At 66.1% G+C, this 26,527-nt stretch carries 23 protein-coding genes; 12 read left to right on the forward strand and 11 right to left on the reverse strand.

Annotated elements, in window-relative coordinates; genetic code table 11:
• The first annotated feature begins 74 nt into the window (after window positions 1–74).
• The 5 genes from WJ16_RS34895 to WJ16_RS18420 all read left to right on the forward strand — a co-directional run bounded on the left by WJ16_RS34895 (window position 75) and on the right by WJ16_RS18420 (window position 3,523).
• Window positions 75–662, forward strand: a complete 588-nt coding sequence (locus WJ16_RS34895) for a DUF2946 domain-containing protein (RefSeq protein ID WP_157126811.1) — start codon at window positions 75–77, stop codon at window positions 660–662.
• A gap of 274 nt (window positions 663–936) precedes the next feature.
• Window positions 937–1,686 (forward strand): hypothetical protein, encoded by a 750-nt coding sequence (locus WJ16_RS18405; protein WP_404822540.1) that lies wholly within the window; start codon window positions 937–939, stop codon window positions 1,684–1,686.
• Window positions 1,687–1,702: 16 nt separating this feature from the next.
• The gene (locus tag WJ16_RS18410; RefSeq protein ID WP_069258491.1) at window positions 1,703–2,068 is read left to right on the forward strand and encodes a copper resistance CopC family protein; all 366 of its coding nucleotides are present in this window, start codon (window positions 1,703–1,705) and stop codon (window positions 2,066–2,068) included.
• A 2-nt stretch (window positions 2,069–2,070) separates the two neighbouring features.
• Window positions 2,071–2,988, forward strand: coding sequence for a copper resistance D family protein (locus WJ16_RS18415; RefSeq protein ID WP_069258492.1), 918 nt, complete (start codon window positions 2,071–2,073; stop codon window positions 2,986–2,988).
• Between the two features lie 76 nt (window positions 2,989–3,064).
• Window positions 3,065–3,523, forward strand: a complete 459-nt coding sequence (locus WJ16_RS18420) for a copper chaperone PCu(A)C (RefSeq protein WP_069258493.1) — start codon at window positions 3,065–3,067, stop codon at window positions 3,521–3,523.
• Window positions 3,524–3,568: 45 nt separating this feature from the next.
• On the opposite strand, the gene WJ16_RS18425 is transcribed toward WJ16_RS18420, so the two are convergent.
• The 11 genes from WJ16_RS18425 to WJ16_RS18480 all read right to left on the reverse strand — a co-directional run bounded on the left by WJ16_RS18425 (window position 3,569) and on the right by WJ16_RS18480 (window position 16,945).
• Window positions 3,569–4,018, reverse strand: coding sequence for a hypothetical protein (locus WJ16_RS18425; RefSeq protein WP_157126812.1), 450 nt, complete (start codon window positions 4,016–4,018; stop codon window positions 3,569–3,571).
• A 41-nt stretch (window positions 4,019–4,059) separates the two neighbouring features.
• Window positions 4,060–6,180, reverse strand: coding sequence for a TonB-dependent receptor (locus WJ16_RS18430; RefSeq protein ID WP_069258495.1), 2,121 nt, complete (start codon window positions 6,178–6,180; stop codon window positions 4,060–4,062).
• Between the two features lie 76 nt (window positions 6,181–6,256).
• Window positions 6,257–6,724, reverse strand: coding sequence for a copper uptake system-associated protein (locus tag WJ16_RS18435; protein WP_069258496.1), 468 nt, complete (start codon window positions 6,722–6,724; stop codon window positions 6,257–6,259).
• 300 nt (window positions 6,725–7,024) lie between these two features.
• Entirely contained in the window at window positions 7,025–9,139 is a 2,115-nt protein-coding gene (locus WJ16_RS18445; RefSeq protein ID WP_069258796.1) for a TonB-dependent receptor family protein, read from the reverse strand.
• A gap of 173 nt (window positions 9,140–9,312) precedes the next feature.
• Window positions 9,313–9,744 carry a DUF2946 domain-containing protein gene (locus tag WJ16_RS18450; protein ID WP_084636068.1) on the reverse strand — a complete coding sequence of 144 codons (432 nt, stop codon included), beginning with the start codon at window positions 9,742–9,744 and terminating at the stop codon, window positions 9,313–9,315.
• On the reverse strand, window positions 9,722–11,185 hold the full coding sequence (locus WJ16_RS18455) for a PepSY-associated TM helix domain-containing protein (protein ID WP_069258498.1): 1,464 nt from the start codon (window positions 11,183–11,185) through the stop codon (window positions 9,722–9,724). The genes WJ16_RS18450 and WJ16_RS18455 overlap by 23 nt, the downstream gene beginning before the upstream one ends.
• A gap of 250 nt (window positions 11,186–11,435) precedes the next feature.
• Window positions 11,436–11,921: a hypothetical protein gene (locus tag WJ16_RS18460; RefSeq protein ID WP_069258499.1), complete on the reverse strand. Its 486-nt coding sequence runs from the start codon at window positions 11,919–11,921 to the stop codon at window positions 11,436–11,438.
• Window positions 11,922–12,170: 249 nt separating this feature from the next.
• On the reverse strand, window positions 12,171–13,220 hold the full coding sequence (locus tag WJ16_RS18465; RefSeq protein ID WP_069258798.1) for an AraC-like ligand-binding domain-containing protein: 1,050 nt from the start codon (window positions 13,218–13,220) through the stop codon (window positions 12,171–12,173).
• A 105-nt stretch (window positions 13,221–13,325) separates the two neighbouring features.
• Entirely contained in the window at window positions 13,326–14,852 is a 1,527-nt protein-coding gene (locus tag WJ16_RS18470) for an amidase (protein ID WP_069258500.1), read from the reverse strand.
• A 57-nt stretch (window positions 14,853–14,909) separates the two neighbouring features.
• The gene (gene oxdA / locus WJ16_RS18475; protein WP_069258501.1) at window positions 14,910–15,968 is read right to left on the reverse strand and encodes an aliphatic aldoxime dehydratase; all 1,059 of its coding nucleotides are present in this window, start codon (window positions 15,966–15,968) and stop codon (window positions 14,910–14,912) included.
• 80 nt (window positions 15,969–16,048) lie between these two features.
• Window positions 16,049–16,945, reverse strand: coding sequence for a transporter (locus WJ16_RS18480; RefSeq protein WP_069258502.1), 897 nt, complete (start codon window positions 16,943–16,945; stop codon window positions 16,049–16,051).
• Window positions 16,946–17,498: 553 nt separating this feature from the next.
• Between WJ16_RS18480 and nthA the strand changes: the two genes are divergently transcribed.
• The 7 genes from nthA (at window position 17,499) to WJ16_RS18515 (ending at window position 26,383) form a co-directional block, all read left to right on the forward strand.
• Window positions 17,499–18,098, forward strand: coding sequence for a nitrile hydratase subunit alpha (nthA, locus tag WJ16_RS18485; RefSeq protein ID WP_069258503.1), 600 nt, complete (start codon window positions 17,499–17,501; stop codon window positions 18,096–18,098).
• 39 nt (window positions 18,099–18,137) lie between these two features.
• On the forward strand, window positions 18,138–18,830 hold the full coding sequence (nthB, locus tag WJ16_RS18490; RefSeq protein WP_069258504.1) for a nitrile hydratase subunit beta: 693 nt from the start codon (window positions 18,138–18,140) through the stop codon (window positions 18,828–18,830).
• A gap of 77 nt (window positions 18,831–18,907) precedes the next feature.
• Entirely contained in the window at window positions 18,908–20,119 is a 1,212-nt protein-coding gene (locus tag WJ16_RS18495; RefSeq protein WP_236858325.1) for a GTP-binding protein, read from the forward strand.
• A 458-nt stretch (window positions 20,120–20,577) separates the two neighbouring features.
• Window positions 20,578–21,522 (forward strand): helix-turn-helix domain-containing protein, encoded by a 945-nt coding sequence (locus WJ16_RS18500; RefSeq protein ID WP_069258505.1) that lies wholly within the window; start codon window positions 20,578–20,580, stop codon window positions 21,520–21,522.
• Between the two features lie 281 nt (window positions 21,523–21,803).
• Complete coding sequence (locus tag WJ16_RS18505; RefSeq protein WP_069258506.1) at window positions 21,804–23,243, forward strand: APC family permease; 1,440 nt, start codon at window positions 21,804–21,806, stop codon at window positions 23,241–23,243.
• Between the two features lie 274 nt (window positions 23,244–23,517).
• Window positions 23,518–24,963, forward strand: coding sequence for an aldehyde dehydrogenase family protein (locus tag WJ16_RS18510; RefSeq protein ID WP_069258507.1), 1,446 nt, complete (start codon window positions 23,518–23,520; stop codon window positions 24,961–24,963).
• A 55-nt stretch (window positions 24,964–25,018) separates the two neighbouring features.
• Window positions 25,019–26,383 carry an aspartate aminotransferase family protein gene (locus WJ16_RS18515; RefSeq protein WP_069258508.1) on the forward strand — a complete coding sequence of 455 codons (1,365 nt, stop codon included), beginning with the start codon at window positions 25,019–25,021 and terminating at the stop codon, window positions 26,381–26,383.
• Window positions 26,384–26,527 lie beyond the last annotated feature (144 nt).

Genomic DNA, 26,527 nt, shown 5'->3' on the forward strand with positions numbered 1-26,527 from the left:
GGATCGACTGCGATTTCAAATCGCTGTCCCGACACAGTGGCGCGACCGTACCGGAATCTCACCGGTTTCCCGTTGTGTCTGCTTCAAGAGAAATCAGCCACGCTTATACCTCGCGGAAATGGAAAAGTCGATTCCATTCGCGACGGTGCTCGATCCGCGTTCTTTCAAATTACATTCGGAAATATCGCATTCGTTTACCTGAAAATTTCAAGAGCTTGCTCCTGTTTTCAGCATGGCATAATCGGCGTCCGTCACACCTCACGTCGTCGTTTCTGCGCGTCATGCACGTCGCCCGTTTCCGCAAGCCCGGCAGCCTGATCGGATTGATTGCAATCCTGATGATGGCGCTCGCCCCTGCGGTTTCGCAGATGATGATGTCGCGTCACCGGCTCGTCGACGCACTGACCGTCTATTGCACCGCAAGCGTCGACGAAGTGTCGGCCGCACATGACGGCAAGCCGTCGCACGCGGCAAAGACGCACTGGCAGGCTTGCCCCTATTGCAGTTTCTTCGCTCACGCGACTGCGTTGCCGGGGCACGCCGTCGTGCTTGCCACCCTGCGTCCCGGTTCGCAGAGGCCGGTCGTGTCGGCGTCGAATCCGGCTCGCATCAGCCTCGTCCACACGGTCGCGCAATGTCGTGCGCCGCCCGCACTCTCCTGATTTCGTCTGACTTTTCTGCCTGAAGAATTGCCGCCCGCGAAGCGCGAGGCGGTCGGTCGTCGCGCATATGCGCGACGTACCGAACGACAACCGGAGAACACACACCATGCCTCGTCATACCGAACGGCGTGCGCCCCGCGCATGTGCCGCGCTGCTGGCCGCCATCGCCTGCCTTTCCCATGCTTCCTTCTCAGACGCGCACGCCGTGGTCGGCGACCGCGTCTTTCCTGCCACGATGACAGTGGACGACCCCGGTGTCGGCGACGAGTTCGACATGCAGTTCGGCCATATCAAGTCGCCGGACGACAATGGCGACAACATGAACGTCAATACCGTGTCGTACGAGTGGGACAAGCTGATCACGAAGAACCTCGCATTCAGCGTCGCCAGCCAGTACGTGTCGCAGAACGACCCGAACGGCGGCTCCGCGAAGGGGTGGGACAACGTCACGCTCGGCGTGAAGTACCTCGTCTACACGAATGCCGCGCACGAGTTCATGGCGTCGGTCGGTCTGGAAACCGAAATCGGCGGCACCGGCGCGAAGTCGATCGCGAACCCGTACTCGACGTTTACGCCGACCGTCTACCTCGGCAAGGGCTTCGGCGATCTGCCGGCGTCGCTCGGCTACCTGCGCCCGCTCGCGCTGACGGCCGAACTCGGGCCGAACCTGACCACCGCGTCGTCCGACCAGGGGCCGAATTCGTTCGGCTGGGGCCTGACGCTGCAGTACAGCATCCCGTACCTGCAGCAGCAGGTGAAGAACCTCGGCCTGCCGCAGCCGCTCAGCAACATGGTGTTCGTCGTCGAGGCGCCGATGAGCACCTGCACCGCGGGCGCGTGTTCGGGCCAGACGACCGGGACGATCAACCCGGGGGTACTATGGCTCAATCGCTACGGGCAGTTCGGCGTCGAGGCGCAGATTCCGGTCAATCGCGCGAGCGGCAATCACGTCGGCGTGATCTTCGACGCGCATCTGTATTTCGACGACCTGTTCCCCGGCTCGCTCGGCAAGCCGCTGTTCTGATCCACGGAGAAACCGCATGAATCTTTCGACCACGATGCGCGCGGCGGCAGGCGCGCTGCTGCTCGCCGCCGCGCAACTTGCTCACGCGCATGCGTATCCGACGCATCAGGAGCCATCCGCGGGCGAGACCGTGACCGGCGCGCCGAAGACGGTCGCGATCGATTTCGACGACTGGCTCGAGCCCGCGTTCAGTTCGATCGCAGTCACCGATGCGCAGGGGCACGCCGTCACGAACGGCAAGGCCGAGGTCGATGCGTCGAACCGCAAGCACATGTCCGTCGCGCTGAATCCGCTCACGCCGGGCGTCTACACGGTCGCATGGGTGGCCGTCGCGCTCGACGGCCATCGCACGCAGGGGCACTACGCGTTCACGGTGAAGTAGTCGTGGACGTGCTCGTCGACGCACAGATCGCGTTGGCCGCCGTGCAGGACCTGCTGCTCGCCACGGCAGCGGGCTTGCTCGCGTGCGGCTCCATCGACCGGCGCATCGGATTGTTCGACCAGCGGGCGCTGCGCGTCGTGCGTGCTGCGCTCGGCCTTGCGCTGGCGCTGACGGCGTTCGGCTATCTTTGGGTGCAAGCCGCCGTGATGAGCGGCTCGCCGCTCGGCGACGCCGGGCCTGCCGTCGTCGCAGTGCTCACGGAATCGCATTTCGGTGTCGCCTGGTCGATCGGATGTTCAGGCGCGCTGCTCGTCGCGGTGGGCATCTTCGCGCGCGGCCGTAACACTGTGCCGTGTGCCGCGGGCATCCTGCTCTGGGTCGCCGGCAAGGCGGCCATGGGGCATGCGGCCGATGGCGGCGACTTTTCGTGGCGTGAAGCGGTGCACCTGACGCACGTACTCGCAACCGCGATGTGGGCCGGTGGCGTGATCGCCGCCACGGCCCTGTTGCGGTGCCTCGGGCGTACCGGGGCCGCGAGCGTTCCGGCGCAGCAGACGGCTGCGTTCTGCTCGGCGCTCTCCCGTCTCGCGACCGGGGCATTCGCTGTCGTGCTCGTCACGGGGCTCTACAACGTGCTGCAGGATACGGCGCAAACCGGGGCGGCGCTGTTTGGCATAGCCTGGGGCCGCGTGCTCGCGGCGAAGCTCACGTGCGTCGCATTCGCGGCGCTGCTCGGCGGCTGGAACCGCCTGGTCGTATTGCCCGATCTGCGCTTGCGTGCCGAACGGCACGATACGGGTTATCCGGCCGCGCAACGCCGCTTCGACAGGGCGCTTGCCGTCGAGGCCGTCGTCATGGTCGCGGTCCTGGCGCTTGCAGCGTTGCTGGGCCATACGGCGCCGACGGCGGGCGCGTCCTGACGATACGTTTGCCCACGGAACAAAGCAGGGGGAGGGGCCCCTTCGTTATCCAACCATTCATGACAGAGGATCGACAATGAATATCACGAAAAAAACGCTTGCTACGCTCGCTTACATGTCCGTCGCCGCGTTGTCGCCGGTCGCCCATGCGGCGCCCGCACAATCGGTCGCCGTCTCCGACTGCTGGATTCGCGGGATGCCCGGCAATTTGCCGTCGGGCGGCTTCTTCAACGTGAAGAACAGCAGCGACAACCCGATCGACCTGACTGGCGTCGACAGCGATGCTTTCGGCATGGCGATGCTGCACCAGACACAATCGAACGGCAGCACGTCGACCATGGTGATGGTCGACAAGGCGACGGTACCGGCAGGCGGCACGCTGTCGTTCGCGCCGGGCGGCTATCACGTGATGCTCGAGCAGCCGACGCATCCGCTGAAGGTCGGTACGACGCTACCGCTCACCTTCACGTTCGGCGACGGCGAGAAAGTCACCGCGCAGTGCACGGTGAAGGCGCCGGGAACGATGGCGAAGTAAGCGCGGCAAACGAGCATGCCGGTGCCGATACGCACCGGCATGCTTCTACCATTTGAACGTCTGCCAGCGGTACGTATCGTCGAGCGACTCGATGACGAGCCGCTCGACCGGAACGGGTTTGACCGATCCGTACCATTCGAGCGGATCCGCGCCTTGACGCACGCCTGCTGCGACGAGTGCGTCGCGTGCCGTGTCCTCGATCCGCGCCCGCCGCCAGAGTGCCTGATCGTGAAGCAGCTTCGTCGCGTCGATCCCGAAGCGTACGAGTCCACCGCCGGCCTGGCGCGTTTGCCACATCGTCAATGTCACGCGATCACCGGTGCCCGGGTCGATCGCCCGTCTGTTCGCCGTTTTCTCCCAGTAAGGATTGCGCGAAAACCACGCGACAGGTTTCGCTTCCGGTGCCATGTCGAGCGCTTTCGGCATGATGACTTCGCTCATGATGATGGACTCGAAGTGCAACATGACCGTGTAGTGCCATGCCATCGTAGCCATGTGGAAATTCCCTTTTTCGATTGAACGCATGCCGTGACGTTTCAGTAGCGCACGGTCAGCGACGCGAACGCGGCCCGGCCGGGCGCGGGCGAATGCAGTGTCTGCGAGCCGTCGTACCAGACGTATTCGTTGAACCGGTTGAACAGGTTCGTCACCTGCAGCTCGACGGTTGCCCGCTTCGATAGGCGATAGGCGGCTCGCGCGTTGACGGTCACCGCCGCGCCGAAGCGGCCAGTCGAGTTGGTTTGCTCGAGGTAGTACGCGCTCTGTGCATTGCCCCATGCCGACACGTCGAGCTTGGGCGTTGCCTGCCAGTCGATCCCGGCCGACAACAGATGGTTCGGCACGTGATCGACCTGCTTGCCGGCGCTCGCCGGGCTCGCAGGCCCCGGATCGACGATGCGCGCCATCTGGTACGTGTACCCGAACCACAGCCCGACATCCCGCGCCACCCGCAGGTTGGCCTGCAGATCGACCCCGTGGCGCTTCGTCTTGCCGAGATTGTCGTAGTCGCCGGTCGGGTCGTTCAGCTTGCGGCGCACCTCGTTGGTCGCGAGCTGTTCCCAGTAAGCAACGCGGCCGTCAAGCCATTCCGCCGGCTGGAATTTCACGCCCAGTTCCCAGCCGTCGTTGATCGATGGCGCGAGATTGCCGGTGCGCGGCGGGATCTTGTACGCGCCGGCACCGACGCCGACCTGGAATGAACGACCGTAGTTGCCGTACACGCTGTAGCCGTGCCACGGCGTATAGACCGCACTGATTTTCGGCTGGCCGATCACGCCATAGCCGTTCATGTCGTAGCGCGCGCCGCTCAGGTTGTTGGCGAGATGCCCGCTCAACGCGTCGACGCGATAGGCCGGCACGATCTTCAGCGCTTCGACCGGCTTCACGACGGCCTGCACGTAAGCGCCCCAGGTGTCGTACGAGAATGCCTGATCGCGGGTTTGCGACGTGCGCACGTGGTGGTCGGTGAGCCAGCGGCGGCTGACATCGTCCTGCCACTCGCCGCTCACGCCGGCCTCCAGCGCAAAATCGCGCAGCCCGTTCACGCGCGGACGGAACGTCAGGGTGCTCAGGAATCCGAGATGTCGCTCGTCGGAAAAACGCTCCTGCTGGCTGGTCGCCGAAGAGAACGTGACCCAGCGGCGCTCGCGAAACGTGTTCAGGTACGCGATCGTCGACCAGGACAGCCGGTTCGTGAGATTCACGTCGGCGTACAGCGCGTACTGCCCCGTTTCGCGGGTTGCCTGATCGGTCGAGTTGAACGCATACGAGGTGCGCGGATTCGCGCGGGCGTCCGCGCCGCTCAGGTAGCCCGGCTCGTCGGCCGACACGCGCGCGTAGCGTGCGGAGAAACCGACGCGTACGTCAGCCGTCGGGCTGTAGAACCACTTGCCGGCCACGCCAACCTTGTCCGATCCCGAGTGATCGCGATAGCCGTCCGACTTGCGGTAGCCGAACGCGTAGTTCTGCGAGAACGTGTCGGTTTCATGGCCGGCGACCGTTTCCGCATCGAACGTGTCGTAGCTGCCATAGCCGACCCGGCCGCGCGCGTAGGTGCCACCCGTGAGTGTCGCGATCGACGCGTTGCCGGCGATCGCGTGCAGCCCGTAGCGCGGATCGTTGGTGCCGCGCACCGTCTCGAGCGAGTCGATTTCGAGCGGAAACACGGCATCCATGAACGGCATGTTGCCGTCGTTGCTGTTCGACGGCACGCCATCGATCAGCAGCTTGACCGCATTGATCTCGCCCTCGCCGTTGAAGCCGCGAAAAGACAGCTTGCCTGACGTGGTGCCCTGGTTGAAGTCGGTCAGCAGCACGCCCGGTAGCTGGCCGAACAGCTCCCATGGGCTGCGTGCGTTCTGGTTCTCGAGATGCTCGGCGTCGACGCGGTCGACCGAGGTCAGGATGTTCCTCGACGTCAATGCGCCGGTACGCGTGCCGCTTACGTCGATGGTACCGAGTATGAAGGTGGAGTCGCCGGTCGCGGTCGCGGCCGAATCGGTTTTCGGTGCGGCCGAGGTGTGGCTGCCGCGCATTTCGGCAGGCTCGGCGTCGTCGCGCTCGGCGTCAGGTTGTGCGGCGGGCTCGGCCTGCGCGGTCATCGCGATCGCGATGCATGCGGGAGCCAGCCATGCTCTCCGGGTATGTCGAATGCTCATCAAAAGCTCTGGTTCGGTTGATGGGAAGCGGGACGATTCCCGGCGTGCGGTGGCCACGGCACGCCGGGTCGTGACGTCAATGTGCGACGCCGCCCGATGCGGATGGCACGTCCGCGGGCATGCGGAATCGGTCGAAACGCGCGACCGTGACCGGAAGCATCGGCCGCTCGGCATCCGCGAGACGGGACAGCAGCACGTGCACATCCGCTGGCGGCACGCCGGCATCCGTCAGCCACGCGGGATCCTTCAACGCAGCGCCGCCGCAGGTGACGATCGTCCAGTGGTCGTTCACGACGCGCAGCAGCGCACGGCCGGCCATGTCGCGCTGCGTCCAGTCGGCGATCGCGAACTTGCCGGCAAGGGCGACGGCCTCGGTCACGACATGTCTGTCGGGGCCGTCGTAGGTGCGGGAGAGCAGTTGCGCGATCTGCATGGCGGCCGAGGGTGGGGCGTCGCGAGCACATGCATTCGCGGTGGCAACTGCGAGCGCGATGCCGCATGCGATCCGCCCGGCGAGCGAATGGATCGGAAAGAATCGCTTCATGATGGAAGTGGGCAATGTGTTGAATTGCGCCCCGCGTTGCGGCGCGGGGCGGTTAGGGGATCGAGTGCCATGTGACGAAGCCGCTCACTCCGTCGCTCGTGTGCACCACGCGGCATTTCGGGGCTGTGCGTCGAGTGCAGCGGGCCGCGTGATCCACGCAACCCAACCTGCCCACAACCCGACCACGACGAGGGTCGCGATGTTCAACGACCGCCGGTGCAGCACGATGAGTTCAAGCAGGGAAAGGCGAGCATTCATACCAACCTCCATGGTTCGACGTGGTGGAATTCGCGTGCTTCATCAGAACGCGTACCGCATGCCGGCGAACACGCTGCGCCCTTCGCCCGGATAGAAGATCGCGGTGTTCGCGGTGCGCGCATTCGCGACCGTGCTGATGTCGCTGACGTAACGTTTGTTGGTCAGGTTGCGTGCGTCGACGAACACGGACAGCCCATTGCGGAAGTCGTAACCGGCCTGCAGCCCGAGCAGCGTGTAGCTCGGCACGCGCAGCGTGTTCGCATCGTCGGCCCATGCGCCCGACGGCACCCAGTCGAGGGTCGCCGCGATGTGGAAGCCGCTCGGGCGCGCGTAACCCAGCGTCGCGCGCAGCACGTTCAACGGCACGCCCGCGATCCGGTTGTTGCCGTACTGCGGGTCGTTCTTGAAGCGGAAGTCGTTCAGGTTCCAGATGCCCGACAGCGTGACCTTGTCACCCGCGCCGCGCCCGGTGACGTTACGCAGCAACTCGACCGACGCGCCCGCCTCGATCCCTTGCAGCACCGTCTTGTTCGCGTTGAACGTCGACGCCGGGACATCCGGGTTCGTCGTGTACTGCAGCAACTGGTCGCGCACGAGCGAGCGATAGGCGGTCACGTCCCAGCTCACGCGCTCGCGCGAGCCGCGCGTGCCGAACTCGATCGTCCACGCGTGCTGCGCCGCGAGCGGCGTGAAGCGCGTCGTGCTCGAGAAGGTCTGCGTGAGGTCGGTGAAGTCGGGCACGTCCTGGCTGCGCGTGATGTCGACGTAGGCCTGGGTGTTCGCATCCGGCTGCCACAGCAGCCCGAGCTTCGGATTGACGCCGCTGTAGCTCGCATTCGTCGACTTGTAGTTCGGGTCGCGCGGCAGGCCGCCGTTGTCGATGTACTCGCGCGCCGAGTGCAGTACCTTCACGCCGGTCATCAGCGCGACGGTCGGCACGAAGAACAGCCGGTTCTCGACGTACGCCTCGTAGTTGAACGCCGTCTGCGTCGAGTCGAGCGTCTGCGCGCCCTTGTCGCCGTTGACGTTCACGTACTGGTTCGCCTGCGTGCGGCCGCCGAAGAAGCGCGCACCGACGATCAGGTCGTTGCGCATCCCGCCGAGCGTGAGGCGCCCCGTGTAGCGCGGCGCGAAGCCGTAGGTCCAGCCGTCCTGGTCGAGCGCCTGGAAGATCGGGTGATAGAGGCTCTTGTGGATCGCCCACGTGTCGAACTGCAGTTCGCCCGAATCGAGCTTCACCGTCGTGCGGTTCGCGATCCGCTCGGTGCGCGTGTTGCGCGCCTGGTCGCCCGACACCGCGCTCGGCGCGGCCTTGGTCGGATTGTTCAGCGCGTCGGACAGCGACAGCGTGCCGGGCAGCAACTGGTCGACCACGTACACGCCGACGTAGAAGCGCGTCTCGACCGTCGGGCTGAACCGGTAGCCGACGTTCGCGTTGAACTGCTCGTATTGCCCCTTCGAATGATCGCGATAGCCGTCCGCGTGATTGACGCTGAAGTTCGCGAGGAAGTCGAGCGGGCCGAGCACGCGCGAGATCTGCGCGCTGGTGCGCACCGTGCCGTAGCTGCCGCCTTCCACGCGCACGATGCTCGGCGCGTCGGCGGTATGGGCGGTGGGCGTGATGAAGTCGATCGCGCCGCCGAGGGTCGATGCCCCGTACGCGAGGCCGTTGCCGCCCTTGTAGACCTGCACCGCCTGCAGCGCGAGCGGATCGATCTGGTAGTAGTCGCCGCTGCCGTCCGCGAGGTTGGTTGGAATGCCGTCCTGCAGGATCTCAAGGCCGCGCGTGTGATACGCGCGGGCAATCCCCGAACCGCGGATCGACAGACGCAATTCCTGCCCGTAGCGGTTTTCGACAAATACGCCCGGCACGTCCTTCAGCACGTCGCGTAGCGTGAATGCGTAGGTGTTCCGGTAGCTGTCGGCGTCGACGAAACCGACCGAGCCGACCGTCTGACCGAGCGTGCGTTTCAGGTCGCCGGTCGATTTCGACGTCAGCGAATCCTCCGCGCGGGTCGCGTTGACGTTGATGGCGGGTAGCGTCGACGCGGCCGACGCTTCCGTCGGCGCGGCGGCGCTTTGTGCGCATGCGCTCGAGGCGAACAGAACGGAGATCGCACCGGACAGCGCGACGGCAATACGGGTCAAGGGAAACATGTCGTTGTATGTATGGTTATGGTGAATGCGGAACGTATATACGGTGCGCACCACGGCCGGCGGCCAGTCGCTCCACGCGCTTGCGCGCGCGCTCGGCACCTGGCATCGGTGTGGTCGGCAATCGGTGCGAACGACGTCGGCACGGTCGTGCGTCGGATCGTTCGAGAAACGCGTCAGGCGCGAGCGGACGGCGGCCCGCGCGCGGCGAGCGCGTAGCGTTTCGACGGGAATCGGGTAGACGGGATCGGCAGTTCGGGCAGCGCGTGCCGCAGGGCCGTGGGGGCAGGGAAGGGCACCGCGTATGACAGCGGCGGATGGCCGGCGAGCAGGCCGCAATAGCCGCAGCGATCGAAATGCCGGTCGGACGGCGAATCCGACGGCGCGTGCGGTTCCGCGTGCGCCACACGCGTGTTGCCGGTTGCCGAGCAGATCGGCGCGGCCGGCAAGCCGTCATCGGATGCGGCCGCGCGCAGTTGCGAGATCAGCGGCGCGACCAGCGCGAGCACGAGCGCGAACAGCCCGAGCCACGCCGTGGCCCGGGCTTGCCGTGTCGGCGCGCGGCGTGTGCCGGCGCGCGACGATTCAGGCGGCTGCGCGTGCCGCACGGCCGAACAGCAGACGGTCGATCAACCAGACCGCGACGATCGTCGCGCCCATCAGCGGAAAGACGATGCCGAGCAGCACGAGCCCTGCGGCCCAGCCGCGCATCGGCGGCGTGCCGCGTTCGCGCAACGGCGCGCCCAACTTGCCGGCCGGGCGGCGCTTCCACCACATCACGGTACCGGTGACGGCCATCGCGGCCAGCCCGAGCGACAGGACCGCGCAGATGATCTGGTTCGCGAGCCCGAAGTAGCGGCCCATGTGCAGCGACGTGCCGTACGACACGGCCTGCGATACCGCGCCGTAGTCGTCATAGCGGATGTCCTTCAGCACGGCTCCGCTGTACTGGTCGATGTAGATCGTGCGCTCGGCCTTCGGGTCGGCCGGGAAGTACGACGCGGTGAACACGCCGTCCGTGCCGGACGGCAGCGCAAGCGTGTAGCCGCTCGTCACGCCGAGGCTCGCGACGATCGCGATTGCGCGCGCGAGCGGCAGCGGTGCCGGCGTCGGCGCCGACGGCGAGTGCGGCACGGGCACGTTGCCGACCGCCCACGGCGTTTGCGGCAGCGGCAGGTCGTCCATCACCATTCCCGGCATCGAATCGCCGGATTCGTGGTGATGACCCGACGGCGCGGCGGCCTGGGCAGGCGCGGGCACCGCGGCAGCACCCGGGCGCGTCGAGCGCACCGACCCGCCGCCCCATGCGCCTTCTGGCGCGCCGAGGTTCACGGTCGCGGCCAGCGCCTTGAAGTTCTTGCCCCACGAGCCCGACCACGGCAGCCCGGTCAGGATGAACGCCACCGTGCCGGCTGCGAGCCAGATGCCGGCCGTCGCGTGGAGGTTTTTCCACAGCGGCCGGCCGCGCAGCGACAGGTCGGGACGCAGCGCCTGCCCGACGCGCGCCGTGCCTCGCGGCCACCACAGCGCGATGCCGGTGCCGATCATCACGAGGGTCCAGCACGCGGCGAGCTCCATCAGCAACTCGCCGGTCTTGCCGAGCAGCAGCTTGCGATGCAGCATCCGGTCGATCTGCATGAAGCGGTTCTCGACGCTCAGCGTGCCGAGCACGCTGCCGTCGTACGGGTTCACATAGACGCTCTCGCGGCTGCCGTCGCGCAGCCGGAACACGTATTCGGCGCTGCGGTCCGGCGCGGTCGAGACCTGGACGGACACCGGCGTCGCGCCGGCCGTCATCGCGGCGCGCGCGTTCGCGAGCAGCGCGTCGGCATTGAGTCGCGGTGTGGCGCGCGGCTCGACGACGAGCCGGTGCGGATACAGCAGCGGCTCGATCTGCGGCTGGAAGCAGTAGAGCGTTCCGGTGATCGCGAGGACCACCAGGAACGGCATGACGAACAGGCCGGCATAGAAGTGCCAGCGCCAGAGTGTCCGGTAACCGGCGTTGGCGGATTGGGCGGGCGAAAGGGCCCGCTCGACGGTGGTCGACATGGTGTCAGCTCCTCGTGTTCGTCGATCGGTCTGGCCGGCACGCGGCCGTGCCGCCGTCGACGCGCGGCACACCCGTATGCGCACGGCGGCCGAACGGACGACGACACGTCATGCGCGCGCGGTCATGGCGCGCATGGCGGCGTCGCCAGAACGGCGTGCGCTGTCGGGTGATCGCTTGAATCGGATGATGTGAAACGAACGGCGTGACGATCCGCGCACGTTGACGTACGCGGGCCATCAGGCAAATCGATCAGCAGAACAGAGGAGGGGCGCGGCAGGGCGGGCGATCGTCGAGTACCGACCGCACGACGCGAGGGATGTCGAATTGAATCCGGAACCGTTGAGGTGCCGCGGCGGGAAACAATAGAGCCAGCAGTGCGACCGACGCCAGCGCCGTGAACAGCGCCGCACCGAACGCGCACAGCCCGTCGTCGCCGGAGGACGACGCTGCTTTGCCGGCGTGTGCATCATGCTTCAGCGCGCCGGCGAGCGCGAACGCATCGTTGGCCGGCGTGATCGGCGAACCCGCCTCGAATCGGGCGGCGAGTGCTGCCACGTCGAGGAGCAGCGGGCCGCGCCCCGAACACAGCACCACCGAGCCCGTATCCGGACCGTCCGGATCGAGCATCACGGCGCCCGACATAAGCGCGCGGGACAGCAGCGTTACAAGGAGGACCCCCCACAGAAGCTGTCGCGCGACGCCTTGCCGGAGCAGGAAGCGGCGAAGTGCGTTCATGGCGCGCGATTGTACATGGGTTTACTGGCAGGGAAAGACTGCCGCGCCAATGGGCGGTATCAGTCGTTATTCAATTGGATTAGACGGCAATGAGGTCACGGGGGCATACGGTGCTCGTCCGCTTGTAACGCCTCTAAGGACATGCCGACACATGACTCGGATTACCAGCCAACTTTACATAATATTTATGATCGAACTTTTTATTGTAGGAGCAAAGTTGTAATGTCGCATCTGGGGGTGCGGCGGAATTCATGCAGAAGAGCCGCCACCCGCACGTCGCAATTCTCGCCATTCCCGCGGCGACATCGAAAACCGCTCACGGAACACGCGACTGAAATGCGACATGTCGTTGAAGCCCCAGCGCAATGCGATGTCAGACACCCTCATCACCGCATACATGGGATTCGCGAGATCTTCCGCGCACCGCTCGAGCCGCAGATTCCACACGTAACGCATCAGCGACGTATTTTCAGCCTCGAACAATTTGTTGATGTAACGCGAAGAAATTCCGGTCGCCTGCTCGATCATGAGCGGATTCAGTTCCGGGTCGCGCAAGTGCTCAAGCAGATGCCGCTTCACGCGCGTCAGCGTCAGCGCTTTCATCCGCGACTGGGTGATGTCGTTGCGCTGCAGGCTTCCTAGCGTCATCGCGATGAGAGAGATCGCGGTATCCGACAGTTGCAGCATATCGGCGTCGGACACATGACGAATCTGCGACAGCATCTGCTCGAGAAACACACGCATGATGTTGCTGACGCCCTGCCCGGTCTGAATCCGGCACGCAGTGCGTTGTTCCATCCCGACGACGAGCTGGTTCAGCGTCGCGCGCGGAATGCTGACGACGATCTCGCGCCACGATTGCCCGAACTGCAGGTGATGCGGCCGGGTCGCATCATAAATCGCAAAATCCCCGGGATTCAGCGTGACGATTTTCCCGTCCTGCTCGATTGACTGGCTACCCTCGAGCATCAATATCGCAAAATACTTGTCCTCGTACTCGTCCCGCGCCTGGCGATAACGCCGGGTCACCGCCTGCTCGCTCGCGTAAATTTCGGAGATCCGCATCCTGTCGCACTTGCGCTGCCGCACCCGGCCGAAGAAATCGTCTTTCTGTACGGCGGCGATCTCCACGTCCGCGAACAAACGCAGGATCGCTTCGCGCCAGAACTCGATGCGCTGGCTCACGGTGCCCTGGGTCGCAACCTGGATCGACGCGTCCCTCCAGTCGGCCGGTGCGCCGTCGGAGTCCCGGCCGGGACCATCGCTGCTCCCGACGCGAGGGAAAGGAAGCATCGTCATCATCATGCCCCAAATGGAAGAACCAGCCAGCCGGTAGGGTTCTGGGTCAAAAACGCGTTGTCAAACCGACTCGACAGCTTACCGCGCGCTGCCGCTCCGCGCTCGTTATGCGAACGTCGTCTGGCTCCAGTCGGACGATTGTTCATACGCAAACGCACACCGGTAGATCGTCGCTTCGTCGAAGCACCGGCCAACCAGTTGCAGCCCGATCGGCAGGTCTTCGGCGATCCCGCAAGGCAGCGACATCGCCGGATGCCCGGACACGTCGAAGGGCGCGGTGTTCGCAAGCATTTCGAACGCGCGCGTCAGCGAATCGGACATCGTGCAGCCCGGCTCCGGCAGCCTTGACGCGCGGATTGGAACGGTAGGCATCAGCAGCAGATCGAACGATTGCAGCGCTGCGTCGTATTCGGCGCGCAGCCGCCGCGCGAGATTCTGGCACTTCGCGTAGTAGCGGCCGCGATAGCGGCTCGTGAAGTATTCGCCGAGCAACATCGTAACCTTCACCGTGTCCGGCAGTTCGTCGGCGCGCTCGCGCCAGCCTGCGTGATGGTCGATCATCCCGGTCATGTACAGCCCTTTCCAGTTGAAGCCGTGGCTGTTGCCCTTCATCATCTGCTGCGTCGCACCTTCGGCCGCGATCGGCAGCCAGATGGCGGTGCCAGACGCGTGCAGCGGCACCGACACCTCGTCGACGATCGCGCCGAGCTGGCGCAGCCGGTGCGCGGCGACCAGCACAGCCTCGTCGACGACCCACTCCGAATTCGCAAGCCCGAAACCTTCGCGCAGAATACCGATCCGCAGCCCGGCGACACCCTTGTCGATCCCGTCGAGGAAATCGCCACGTGGCGGCAGCGCACGCTGACGCGGGTCGAGCCCGTCGTCGCCAGCGATCACGTCGAGCAACCGCGCGTTGTCGAGCACGCTGCGCGTCAGCGGGCCGAGATGATCGACGGTCGCTTCGATCGCCATTGCACCGGTGTAGGGCACGAGCCCATGCGTCGGTTTCATGCCGTAGACACCGCAATACGCGGACGGAATCCGCACCGAGCCGCCCTGATCGCTGCCAAGCGCCATGTCGACCTCACCCGCCGCCACCAGCGCGGCACTCCCCGACGACGAGCCGCCGGACGAATGGCCGGCCTTGCGCGGGTTTTCTACCGGACCCGAGGCGCTGGTGTGCGAGCCACCGGAAAAGCAGTAGTACTCGCAGGTCGATTTGCCGGCAATCGTCGCGCCCGCATCGAGCAAGCGCGTGACGACCGTGGCGTCGACATCCGGCACGTAGCCCTCGAACGTGCTTGCGCCATTGCGCATCGGCACGCCGGCGACACTGATGTTGTCCTTGATCGCAATGGTCCGGCCGTGCAGTTTGCCGTCCGGCGCACCGTGGATCGTGCTCTTGCGCGCCCACGCGCCGTAGCGGTTCTCGTCGCCTTCGGGCCGATAACCGGGCGTGCGCGGATACATGACCGTGGGCAAATAGTCGGGCAACGCATCGATCGCGTCGTATGCGTCGAAGTTCGCCTGCAATGCGTCGTCATAATCGGCCAGTTGCCGTTCGTCGACATGGAAGCCAAATCCGGCCGCGATATCGGAAAGTTGTGTGCGGGTTGGGCGCTTGATCGCCATGACATTCTCCTGTTCGTTGAGGCGGCGCCGGGCACGTCGCACGGCGCGTGGGGCACGTCAGCGGGCCGCGGCGACGGCGTCGCGCAGCATCCCGGTTCGCGGATGGCAATTGATGTATTCGTACACCTGATTTTTTGCATCGAACACGGACACCTCGTGATACAGCCGCAGCTTCTCGAGCCCAGTCACGACGCGGAAGAACGTCACGAAGATCCGTAGATGGGTCGGGTGCGACTCGGCCCAGCGTTCGAGGCGGTCAAGCGAGCGCCAGTGGCCGATGTTGTAGCTCTCGTCGAGCAGATTGCCGTCGAGGTCTATCGACTGCACGTAGCGGTTACTGTAGCAACCGACCTCGGCGCCGTTGTCGCGCAGGAAGTCCATGCCGGCGCGCAGCGTCGGTTCAATCTCTTCGAGATACAGCCGCCGTTCGTCGCGTTCGGCTGCGCGCCAGTCCTGGCCGGAGCGGATCAGCGCGATGTTGTCGTGTGCGAGCACGACGACGCGACCGCCCTGCTCCGGGTCGCCGGCGACGATCTGCAGTTCACCGTGAGCGCGCATCCAGTCGGTCTGCGAGATCGGGAAGCGGTCGCGCATCGAGCCCCAGTAGCCGTGCTCCTCGATTTCGTTGCTGACGCCGTCCATCACCGCGCCGACGCCCGGAAAGTCACTCTTGAACGCGTAAAGCGTCTCGAATTGCTCGGCACGCGGCGCGACGATCTCCCGGAAATAGCCCAGGCCATCCTCGAGCCGTTCGTCGGACGCCCACCAGCCGGCGACGTCCGGCGACGCGATCCAGCGTGCATACGCGCTCGGGTCGCGCCAGTAGCCGACCGCGATCAGGTTGTCGTAGCCCTGGTTGTCGGTATGCTGCGTCAGGTCATGATTGCCGGGGCCGTCGGGCAGGCCGAAGCCGGCGACGATCCGGCGCAGCGCAGCGAGCGCGGCGGGACGTTGTTCCGCGCCGCGATACTGGACGCCGAAGTAGCCCATCACGACCTGGTTCAGGTCTTCGGCCGCCCGGGCGACGTACATCGGGAACGGCGGTTGGTAATCGTCGGCGACGCGGCGCGACAGCGTACGCGGACAGACCAGGTGTTTGTCGATGGCGGATTCCATGAATGGCCTCGCTGGGGTGACGGGTTGATAAAGACGAGAGAAGAACAGGCGTTGCCCGGGTGTCGGTGCAATGCGCAGCGTCAAAAGATGTGCGCGTAGCGCAACCCGACGAGAACGCTGTCGCGCGGGCCGTTGTGTACGCTGAGATCGGTGCCGAGCTGGATCTGCACCTGATCGGCCTTGGTCACGAACTTCGACGCGGTGAGCCGCATACGCGTCGTGCGCAACGCATCGTGGTTGTCGACGCCGTCGACGCTGGTCGCACCTCCCCAGAACTGCGTGACGCCGATCCCGAAGGATGTGCCCGGATCGGGCATGTAGCGGACCATCGCCTGCGCGCTATAGCTCATCCGCTGATGCAGCGTCGCACCGCTCGTGCCGTACGACGTATTGTTGCTGTACCAGATCGCATCGCCCACCAGATCGAGGGCCCATTGCGGCGAGAAGTGCTTGACGTATGCGGCCTGGAAGTCGAGCGACCAGCGATGCGCGCCGAGATTCAGGCCGCGGTTCTGGTCGTAGCTGCCGGTCGGTGCATACAAGTAGACGGTCCCGGCGATGACGTCTTTCGCGTCGTTCAGGCGAAACTTCAGCGGCGCGGTCAAGATGACGTCGCCGACGCCGTTCGTGCTGCCTAACCCGCTCGCGTTGCCGAAGCCGCTCACGTGCCCAAACGGCAGCAGCACCTGCGGATCGATCGTCAGCCGGTCGGTCAGTGCGAATACGTGCAGCAGACGCGCGATGCCGATGTTCGATTGCAGGTCGAAGTCCGACGTCTTGCTGCCGTTGGCGTAATACGCGTTGGTCGCCGAGTAGTTGTAGTACAGCACACCGATCGTCGCCCCGACCGGGTACTGCTCGTAGTCGCCCGGATCGACTTCGACCGCGCCTGCGTAGTGGGACGCGATCAGCATCACCGATGCGCCGATCGCGCGCATGATCCGCTTCAGTTTCGTGCGGTTAACGGATTCCATCATTCCCCTGACATGGATGTGCAGACACCTCCTCGACACGTCACACCGGACGCCGGTATCGAGGTGCGTTGCGTGGCTGTTGTCTGGCGACGCGCGATGCGCGCCACCGGTTGGCGGCGCCCGTGACAGACATCGCTTGAGGGGAGAATAGAAAGGCAAAATGCGCGTTTCTGTTTCGTAGCGGAACAAAAATTTGACTGTGGTGGGCCTCCGCGCGCGGCGTCATCGAAATGCCATCCGGCTGACGGCAGCAGGTCGGAAAGACGCGAGGACGGGCATGCAGACACGCCGAGGTCGCTCGCGGCGACGCGGCGCACGGATGCGGGGGGCGCCTGTATACAGCGGCGGCATCGTATTTCGTGCTGCCGGATACCGCGCCTTCTCACGCTTCCGTCCCAGCACAGTTTCTGATCCGACACGGCACAGAAGCGCGCTTTTTCTCTTCTTACCCTGCTCGTGGAGCGTGACCGCACGATGTGGACGCGCCACGCTCCGTCCGACGGCTGCGTGGCATCGCGAACGCGGTCGTTCCGAACCATGTCAAGGAGTTCCAATAATGAGCGCGACACCCTCCACCGACACGACGTCGACGCCCGGCGAAAGAGCATGGGCGCTGTTCCGCGTGATGCAAGAGAAGCACCTGATCCCCGACGGCTACGTCGAAGGAATGACGCAACTGATGTCGGCACAGTTCGATCCGGCGAACGGCGCGCGCGTCGTCGCGCGCGCCTGGGTCGATCCGGCATTCCGCGAACTGCTGCTGAAGGACGGCACCGCCGCGTGTGCGCAGTTCGGCTACACCGGCCCGCAAGGCGAATACATCGTCGCGCTCGAGGACACGCCGACACTGAAGAACGTGATCGTCTGCAGCCTGTGCTCGTGCACGAACTGGCCGGTTCTCGGCCTGCCGCCCGAGTGGTACAAGGGCTTCGAGTATCGCGCGCGGCTGGTGCGCGAAGGCCGAACGGTGCTGCGGGAGCTCGGCACGAATTTGCCGGACGACATGGTCGTGAAGGTCTGGGACACCACGGCCGAGAGCCGCTATCTGGTGCTGCCGGTGCGTCCGGCCGGCACCGACGGGATGAGCGAGGCGCAACTGCAGGCGCTCATCACGAAGGACGTGCTGATCGGCGTCGCGCTGCCGCGCGTCGGCTGACCCGCGCCTCTACCCTCGATATTCGTTTCGGAGACTTCAATGGACGGCTTTCACGACCTCGGCGGATTCCAGGGCTTCGGCCCCGTTCCGCACACGATCAACAGCCTCGGCTACAAGCCGGTATTCAAGGAAGACTGGGAGCATCTCGCCTACAGCCTGATGTTCGTCGGCGTCGATCATCTGAAGAAATTCAGTGTCGACGAGGTGCGTCACGCGGTCGAGCGGATCGATGTGCGCCAGCATGTCGGTACCCGGTATTACGAGCGCTACGTGATCGCGACCGCGACGCTGCTCGTCGAGACCGGCGTGCTGACACAGGCGGAGCTCGACGCCGCGCTCGGCTCGCACTTCAAGCTCGCGAACCCGCCGCATTCGACCGGCCGCCCGGCGCCGGTCGGCGTCACGCACTTCGAAGTCGGCGACCGCGTCGTCGTCCGCGACGAATACGTGAGCGGGCACATCCGCGCCCCGGGCTACGTGCGCGGCAAGGAAGGCGTCGTGCTGCACCGGACGACGGAATCCTGGCCGTTCCCGGATAGCATCGGCCACGGCGACACGCGCGCGGTCCGTCAACCGACCTATCACGTCGAGTTCCGCACGACGGATCTGTGGGGCGATGCGGCCGACGACGGCTATGTCGTCGTCGACCTTTTCGAGGGCTATCTGAAACGCGCGCCAGCGCGCGCTGCCGATTCACGTACCGCGTCCCACGCGGTGGAGACCCCAGCGTGAACGCGCAGGCCGGCACGGCCGGGACCGCGCTTGCCGACGCCCGCGTCAGGCCGGTCGAACCGCCTGCGCGCATCCCGGTGACAGTGTTGTCCGGCTTTCTCGGTGCCGGCAAGACGACGCTGCTGAATCACGTGTTGCGCAATCGCGCGGGGCTGAAGGTCGCGGTGATCGTCAACGACATGAGCGACGTGAACCTCGACGCGGACGACGTGCGCCGGAACGTCGAGCTGCATCGCGGCGACGACGAGTTGGTCGAGATGAGCAATGGCTGTATCTGCTGCACGCTGCGTGCCGATCTGCTCGAGCGGATCAGCGCGCTCGCGCGGCAACGGCGCTTCGATTACTTGCTGATCGAATCCAGCGGGATTTCGGAGCCGATGCCGGTCGCGGAGACGTTCGCGTTCCTTGATCGCGACGGCTTCAGCCTCAGCGAACTCGCGAGGCTCGACACGCTCGTGACGGTCGTCGACGGCGAGACCTTCGAGGCGAGGATCGCGTCGACGCAGACGGTCACGAACGGCGTCGCGCAAGATGCGCGCAACCCGGATGATGGCGATACCGCGGCGACGCGCCCGTTGTCGGATCTGCTGATCGAGCAGGTCGAGCATGCGAACGTGATTCTCGTCAGCCGGGTCGACCGGATCGGTGACGCACAGTTCGACCGGCTCCGCGTAGTGCTTGCGTCGCTGAACCCGTCCGCGCAGATCCTGCCCATGCGAAACGGAGAAATCGACGCGTCCGTGATCCTGAATACGCGACGTTTCGATCTTCCAGCACTCGTGGAATCTCCGGGGTGGATGCAACGGATGCACATCGATGAACGGCCGTCCGAGTCGGAGTCGTACGGGATCGCGTCGTGGGTCTATCGGGAACGTGCGCCGTTTCACCCGGCACGCCTGCTCGCTTGGCTCAGTCGGCCGTGGACCAACGGCCGGCTGCTGCGCTGCAAGGGCTACCTGTGGGCCGCGCACCGACATGCCGAGATCGGCATGCTGGTGCAGACGGGGGGACGGTTCCGATGGGGCTATGTCGGCCGCTGGTGGCGGTTCGTCCCGCAGTCGGACTGGCCGCGCGACGACTATCGCCGCGACGGTGTGCTGAACAAATGGGAGGAGCCGGTTGGCGACTGTCGGCAGGAGATCGTATTCATCGGGCAAGCGATCGATGGCGAGCGATTGCGGCGAGAACTCGACGCGTGCCTGCTGACCGTCGAGGAAATCGGCGCGGGACCGGAATCGTGGGCGCGGCTCCCGGAAGCCGGCACGTTCGACGCGCTCTCGGCCCTCTAGCGACGGGCCGGCGCGCGGAAAGTCGACCTGGATCGACCGACGCATGGGCGCCTCGCCTGTGCGCGGTTTTCGTGCTCGTCGCATCGGGCGGCACCCTGCGTAAACTCCCTCTACGAACGAATCAAAATCCCTTATAATGGGATTATATATATATTGTGCGCACCTAGCTCCAACAAATATTTGCCACAGTCCTGAATTACGGGTTGTCTTTCATCTCCGCTACAAAACCATCGCCATGCAAAGGCGCGCCCGCCCGGTGAGCGGCAACGCGGTGTGTCTTCCGCGTCACCCGGTGTTTTTTTCTGGATATGATCGTCAGCGGGGCCCGGCGTGTTGCACCGCACCGACCGGAAGTCACCCAGGCGGATCGCGCATGACGCGGTCGTACTACCGCGCCCGGGCAGCATGAGCCGGCTTCGGCCAGCATCGATTTCGAGACGGGATGCATTAGCCACACCATGAACCTGCACGCTGAAACACTGTGCTTCTCGGATGTGTTCCTCCATTCCCAGGCGATCGTGAACTGGTCGCAGCACTACGACCAGATCAGTCCGGGCACGGCCACGACCACGCTGCGCCAGGTCGCCGGCCAGCGCTTTCACGTCTTTCGCGAACGCATCAACCAGCGCGTGATGCAGCACGGCCTGGCGCCGCGCGACCGCCTTTGCTTCGCGCTGCCGATTGCCGGCACCGTCGCGCCGGTGGTCCAGGGGCGCACCGTCGAGCGCCCGAGCCTGCTGACCTTGCGCGGCGGCGAGGAGTTCGTCGCCCACCTGCCGTGCGACACGGAAGTGCTCGCCTTCACGATCGACCGCACGCTCACGGCCGATCGCGAACTGGACCAACTCGCGAACCTGCCCGCCCGCGTGCTGAAGCAGCCGGTGCTCCCGATCTCGCCCGCGCGCTACCGCGATGCGCTGGACGGCCTCGAACGCGTGCTCTGCCAGGCACTCGACAGGGGTTCGCTCACGGCGCGCGACGGGTTCGACGAGCGCGTGCTCGCGCACAGTGTCGTCGGCATCCTGCTCGACCTCGTGCAGTCCGACGATCCGGAGGCCGGCGCGCTGCCGTCGGCATCGACGCAAAGCTATATCGTTCGCCGCAGCCAGGAGATCGCACTGGAAAGCGACGATGTGCCGACGGTGATCGATCTCTGCCATCACCTTCGAATCAGCCGCCGCACGCTGCAATACAGCTTCCAGAACGTCGTCGGCACCACGCCGACGGCCTACCTCCGCTCGATCCGGCTGAACGCCGTGCGGCGCTTCCTGATGACGACGCCCGACACGATGCGGATTGGCGACGCTGCCGCGCAATTCGGCTTCTGCCATTTCGGGCGTTTTTCCGCGTACTACCAGCAACATTTCCACGAACTGCCGTCGCACACGCCGCGCCTGAGCTGAGCCCGCGAACGCGTCGCGGCCGCGCATCCGGGTAATCCCCTGCCGCCCGGCGCATGCGGATTGCCGAAAGCGGACAACGCCTGCTTTTTCGGCACCGTAAATTTTGTCGTCGGCCTGTTCCGCATCGCACTGCATCGGGCGGCCGTCCAAGCGCAGCCCTGTGCCGTCGGCGCACGTCGGCATCGATGGCCGGTTCGTCAGGATCGGCCCGCGGCACGGGGATATTGATCAGGCATGCCGGTGTCGATTCCCGATGGACGATCCGGTCAGCGGGACTACTCATGAACGAATCGTCACCCCGGCCCGAAGCGGGCCTCAGCAGGAACGCCGTCGGACTTTCCCACATCGTCTTCTTCGTCGTCGCGGCAGCGGCGCCGCTCACCGCGATGGTCGGCGCGACCCCCGCCGCGTTCTCGCTCGGCAACGGTGCCGGCGTGCCCGGCGTATTCGTGCTGGCGGGCGTCATGTACCTGATCTTCAGCATCGGCTACGCGGCAATGAGCCGGCACATCGCCAATGCGGGCGCGTTCTATGCATACATCGCGAACGGGCTCGGGCGTCCTGCCGGCGTGGGCGGCGCGTTCGTCGCGATCGTCGCGTACAACGCCGTGCAGATCGCGATCTACTGCATGTTCGGCTTCTTCCTGAACGACAGCATCCAGCGGCACTACGGCGTCGACGTGCCGTGGTGGGCGTTCGCGCTCGCCTGCGTCGTCGCCGTCCACTTCTGCGGCGCGCGGCGCATCGAGTTCAGCGGCCGGCTGCTCGGGATGCTGATGATCGGCGAAATCGCGATCGTGATGCTGCTCGATCTCGCGATCGTCGCGCATGGCGCGAGCACCGGCGGCTTCAGCGCGAAGCCGTTCAGCCCCGCGATGGTGTTCGCACCCGGGCTCGGCACCGCGCTCGTGTTCGTGCTCGGCTCGTACATGGGCTTCGAGGCAACGGCGATCTTCTCCGAGGAGGCCCGCGACCCGAAACGCACGATCCCGCGCGCCACGTACGTGGCCGTGATCCTCATCATGGCGTTCTACGCGCTGTCGTCGTGGGCAATCGTCGAGGCGTGGGGCGAGAGCCGGATCGCCGCGCAAGCGGCCCGCGATCCGGCCAATCTCTGGTTTGCCGTCAGCGGCCGGCTGCTCGGCGGCATCGCGACGGATGCGATGAACGTGTTGCTCGTCACGAGCCTGTTCGCGGCGATCCTGTCGTTCCACAACACGATCACACGCTATTTCTACGCGATGGGCCGTGAACGCGTGCTGTGGCGCAAACTCGGCCATACGTGCCCCGTGCATCGCTGCCCCGACGTCGCCGGGAAAGTGCAGACGCTGATCGCACTCGCGGCCATCGTCGGCTCCGCCGCGTGCCGGCTCGATCCGTTCGCGGTCGTGTTCTCGTGGATGAGCGCGCTGGCCACGATCGGCATCATCGCGGTGCAGATCCTCGTGGCGGCCTCGGTGATCGCGTTCTTCGCGCGCGATCACCGGGACGCCGGTCTCGTGCACCGCCTGATCGCGCCGCTCGTCAGCGTGATCGCGCTCGGCGCGTGCCTCGTGCTGGTCGTGCGCAACCTGTCCGTGCTGAGCGGCTCGGATTCGGCCTTCGTCGCGATGTTCCCGTATTTCCTGGTCGCCGTCGGCGCGCTCGGCGTCCGCGCGGCCTTGCGATTGAAGCGCAGCGATCCCGACCTGTATCGCGAACTCGGACGCGCCACGCCGTAACCGCCGCCCTGCCGGCGCCGCTCGCGGCGCCGGCATCGTCTTGCCCCACCCCGCCGCTGCTCCACGACCGGCGCGCGATGCGTCGCTGCATCCCGCCGGCACGGCCCTGCACGGGTATTCCCTATCGCGATCACGCGGCAACGATTGCCGATAGCGGACAAGGCCCGCCGTTTCATCGACATACAGTGAACCCGACGTCGAAGCCGTGCCGCAACCGCCCTCACCGCCGCAACCGGCGCGGCCCGACGACTCGCCCCTGTGAAACACGGACATCATGATGAAAATTCAGAACCTGATCGGCGGCCGGCATTGCGATGCATCTGCCGGCCGTACCTTCGAAAAGCTGGCGCCGGCGACCGGCGACTACGTCGCCGCCGTGCCGGCGTCGACCGTCGAAGACGTCGATCGCGCGGTACGCGCCGCACACGGCGCGCTGCACGATGACGCTTGGGCACGCGCGGGCGGAGCGGCCCGGGCGCGCTGGCTGCTCCGGCTGGCCGACCTGATCGAGCGCGACCGCGACGCGCTGGCGGAATGTCTGGCCGTCGAACAAGGACGCCCGCTTGCCGAGATGCGCATGATGGACCTCCCGATGAGCATCGACACGCTGCGCTACTTCGCCGGCTGGGCCGACAAGCTCGAGGGCCGCACGATTCCGACCGACGGCTTCATGGGCCGCCCGACCCTCAACTACACCCGGCGCGCGCCGGTCGGCGTCGCCGCGCAGATCATCCCGTGGAACGCGCCGCTGATGATCGCCGTGTGGAAACTCGCACCGGCGCTCGCGGCCGGCTGCCCGGTGGTCGTCAAGCCGTCCGAGGACACGCCGCTCGCGCTCGCCCGTCTCGGCGAACTCGTCTGCGAAGCCGGGCTGCCCGCCGGCGTCGTCAACATCGTCCACGGCGTGGGGGCCGAAGTCGGCGCCGCGCTGGTCGCGCACCCGCTCGTGAGCAAGATCAGCTTCACGGGCAGCACCGAAGTCGGCCGGACGATCGCCGCCGAAGCGGCCCGGACCTTCAAGCGCGTCACGCTCGAGCTCGGCGGCAAGGCCGCGCAGATCGTCTTCGCGGATGCCGATCTCGACCGTGCGATCCCGTCGCTGATGGCCGGCATGTTCGCGAACCAGGGCCAGACGTGCGCGGCCGGCTCGCGCGTGCTCGCACACCGCTCGATCGCGCACGCACTCGAGGAGCGGCTCGCCGAGGCCGCCCGCGCCATGCGCGTCGGCCCGCCGTCGGAGCCCGGTGTGCAGATGGGCGCGCTCATCAACCCGCATCACCTCGCACGCGTGCGCGCGCACGTGGAAGGCGCGCTCGCCGAAGGCGCGGTCATGCTCGCGGGCGATGAGCAGGTGCCGCCGCGCGGCTGCTTCATGCGTCCGACGATCCTCGGCGGCGTACATCCGGGCATGCGGATCGCCCGCGACGAAGTGTTCGGCCCCGTCGGCATGGTCATGCCGTTCGACACCGAGGACGAGGCCGTGCGCGTCGCCAACGACACGCCGTTCGGCCTGTCCGCTTCGGTCTGGACGCAGGACGTCGGCACCGCGCACCGCGTCGCCGAACGGCTCGACGTCGGCGCGGTCGCCATCAACGCATGGAGCCCCATCGATGCGCGCCTGCCCTGGGGCGGCACCAAGCAGAGCGGGATCGGGCGCGACCTGTCGAAGGCCGCGCTCGACTCGTACCTCGAGGAAAAGATCATCAGCGCAGCCCTGTGATTCCGCGGCGCACGCCGCGCCGCACTGTCTTCAAGCACTTCGTGAGAGATACACCATGGACTACCAAAAGCGACAAAAGCGATTCTGGCACCCGATGAGCTCGGCAGCCGCCGGGCACACGACCCCCACCGTGATCATCGAGCGCGGCGACGGCAACTACGTGTACGACGTCGAGGGCCACCGCATGCTCGACGGCGTCGGCGGACTCTGGAACGTCAACGTTGGCCACAACCGGCCGGAAGTGAAGGCAGCGATCGCCCGCCAGATGGACGAGCTGTCGTACTACCAGACCTTCGACGGCGTCGCCCATCCGCGCGTGTACGACCTGGCCGACCGCCTGTGCGCGATGTTCGCGCAGGAGGACATGCAGCGGGTGATGTTCGGCAGCGGCGGCTCCGACGCGATCGAGACGGCGCTCAAGATGGCGCGCCAGTATTGGGTCGCCGCAGGCGAGCCGTCGCGCACGAAATTCCTGTCGCTGCGCAACGGCTACCATGGCGTGCACGTCGGCGGCACGTCGATCGGCGGCAACGGCGTCTATCACTATAATCACGGTCCGCTGCTGCCCGGCTGCGTGCTGCTCGACACGCCGTGGCTCTATCGCAACCCGTGGAACTGCGACGATCCGCAGCAACTCGTCGAGCATTGCATCCGGCAGCTCGAGGAAACGATCGCGTTCCATGGCCCGCAGACCATCGCCGCGTTCGTCGCGGAGCCGGTACAGGGCGCAGGCGGGTTGATCGTACCGCCCGCCGACTACTGGGCGCGCGTGCGCGCCGTGTGCGACCGCAACGGCATCCTGCTGATCGCCGACGAGGTGGTCACCGGTTTCGGCCGCACCGGCAGCCTGCTCGGCAGCCGCGGATGGGGTGTCGCCGCGGATATCCTGTGTGTCGCCAAGGGCATTTCCGCCGGCTACGTGCCGCTCGGCGCGACGCTGTACAACGGGCGCATCGCGCAGGCGATCGAACAGGGCCCGGGCTTCTCGCACGTGATCATGCACGGCTATACGTACAGCGGGCATCCGCTCGCGTGCGCCGCGTCGCTCGCGGTGCTCGACATCGTCGAAGCCGAGGATCTGCCGGGTAACGCCGCACGGGTCGGCCAGCGGCTGCTCGAGCAACTGCTGCCGCTGAAGGCCGACTTCGAGACCGTCGGCGACGTCCGCGGCAAGGGGCTGATGCTGGCGCTCGATCTCGTCACCGACAAGGCCAGCCGCACGCCGCTCGACCCGGGCAACGGGTTCGCGGCACGCGTGGCCGATGCCGCGCGCCGGCGCGGGGTCCTGGTCCGGGCGATCGCCAACAAGGTCGTGATGTCGCCGCCGTTGACGCTGCAGCAGAGCGAGGCCGACTTCATCGCGGTGACGTTGCGCGAGGCGCTGCAGGAGTGCTGTGCGGATTCGCGATCGATCGCCTGACCGCGCGGACAGCCGGGCGCACGGATCTTTCGTCGCGGGTTCGTGCGCACCGCCATCCGGCTCAGCCCGGGCCCCGGCTCGACGAAGGTCGCCGCGGGGCATCGACGTCGACGATCGGCGTACCGCCCGTCGCAATTTCGCTTT

It is taken from the genome of Burkholderia metallica, from assembly GCF_001718555.1.
Lineage (GTDB): Bacteria > Pseudomonadota > Gammaproteobacteria > Burkholderiales > Burkholderiaceae > Burkholderia > Burkholderia metallica.

Excerpts from the sequence above, each read along its gene's own strand:
- WJ16_RS18430 (WP_069258495.1), bottom strand. The coding sequence starts at position 6,180 with ATGAGCATTCGACATACCCGGAGAGCATGGCTGGCTCCCGCATGCATC.
- WJ16_RS18435 (WP_069258496.1), bottom strand. The coding sequence starts at position 6,724 with ATGAAGCGATTCTTTCCGATCCATTCGCTCGCCGGGCGGATCGCATGC.
- WJ16_RS18410 (WP_069258491.1), top strand. The coding sequence starts at position 1,703 with ATGAATCTTTCGACCACGATGCGCGCGGCGGCAGGCGCGCTGCTGCTC.
- WJ16_RS18455 (WP_069258498.1), bottom strand. The coding sequence starts at position 11,185 with ATGTCGACCACCGTCGAGCGGGCCCTTTCGCCCGCCCAATCCGCCAAC.
- nthA (WP_069258503.1), top strand. The coding sequence starts at position 17,499 with ATGAGCGCGACACCCTCCACCGACACGACGTCGACGCCCGGCGAAAGA.
- WJ16_RS18420 (WP_069258493.1), top strand. The coding sequence starts at position 3,065 with ATGAATATCACGAAAAAAACGCTTGCTACGCTCGCTTACATGTCCGTC.
- WJ16_RS18425 (WP_157126812.1), bottom strand. The coding sequence starts at position 4,018 with ATGGCTACGATGGCATGGCACTACACGGTCATGTTGCACTTCGAGTCC.
- WJ16_RS18515 (WP_069258508.1), top strand. The coding sequence starts at position 25,019 with ATGGACTACCAAAAGCGACAAAAGCGATTCTGGCACCCGATGAGCTCG.
- WJ16_RS18445 (WP_069258796.1), bottom strand. The coding sequence starts at position 9,139 with ATGTTTCCCTTGACCCGTATTGCCGTCGCGCTGTCCGGTGCGATCTCC.
- WJ16_RS18405 (WP_404822540.1), top strand. The coding sequence starts at position 937 with ATGCAGTTCGGCCATATCAAGTCGCCGGACGACAATGGCGACAACATG.
- WJ16_RS18460 (WP_069258499.1), bottom strand. The coding sequence starts at position 11,921 with ATGAACGCACTTCGCCGCTTCCTGCTCCGGCAAGGCGTCGCGCGACAG.
- WJ16_RS18470 (WP_069258500.1), bottom strand. The coding sequence starts at position 14,852 with ATGGCGATCAAGCGCCCAACCCGCACACAACTTTCCGATATCGCGGCC.
- nthB (WP_069258504.1), top strand. The coding sequence starts at position 18,138 with ATGGACGGCTTTCACGACCTCGGCGGATTCCAGGGCTTCGGCCCCGTT.
- WJ16_RS18480 (WP_069258502.1), bottom strand. The coding sequence starts at position 16,945 with ATGATGGAATCCGTTAACCGCACGAAACTGAAGCGGATCATGCGCGCG.
- oxdA (WP_069258501.1), bottom strand. The coding sequence starts at position 15,968 with ATGGAATCCGCCATCGACAAACACCTGGTCTGTCCGCGTACGCTGTCG.
- WJ16_RS18505 (WP_069258506.1), top strand. The coding sequence starts at position 21,804 with ATGAACGAATCGTCACCCCGGCCCGAAGCGGGCCTCAGCAGGAACGCC.
- WJ16_RS18500 (WP_069258505.1), top strand. The coding sequence starts at position 20,578 with ATGAACCTGCACGCTGAAACACTGTGCTTCTCGGATGTGTTCCTCCAT.
- WJ16_RS18465 (WP_069258798.1), bottom strand. The coding sequence starts at position 13,220 with ATGACGATGCTTCCTTTCCCTCGCGTCGGGAGCAGCGATGGTCCCGGC.
- WJ16_RS18510 (WP_069258507.1), top strand. The coding sequence starts at position 23,518 with ATGATGAAAATTCAGAACCTGATCGGCGGCCGGCATTGCGATGCATCT.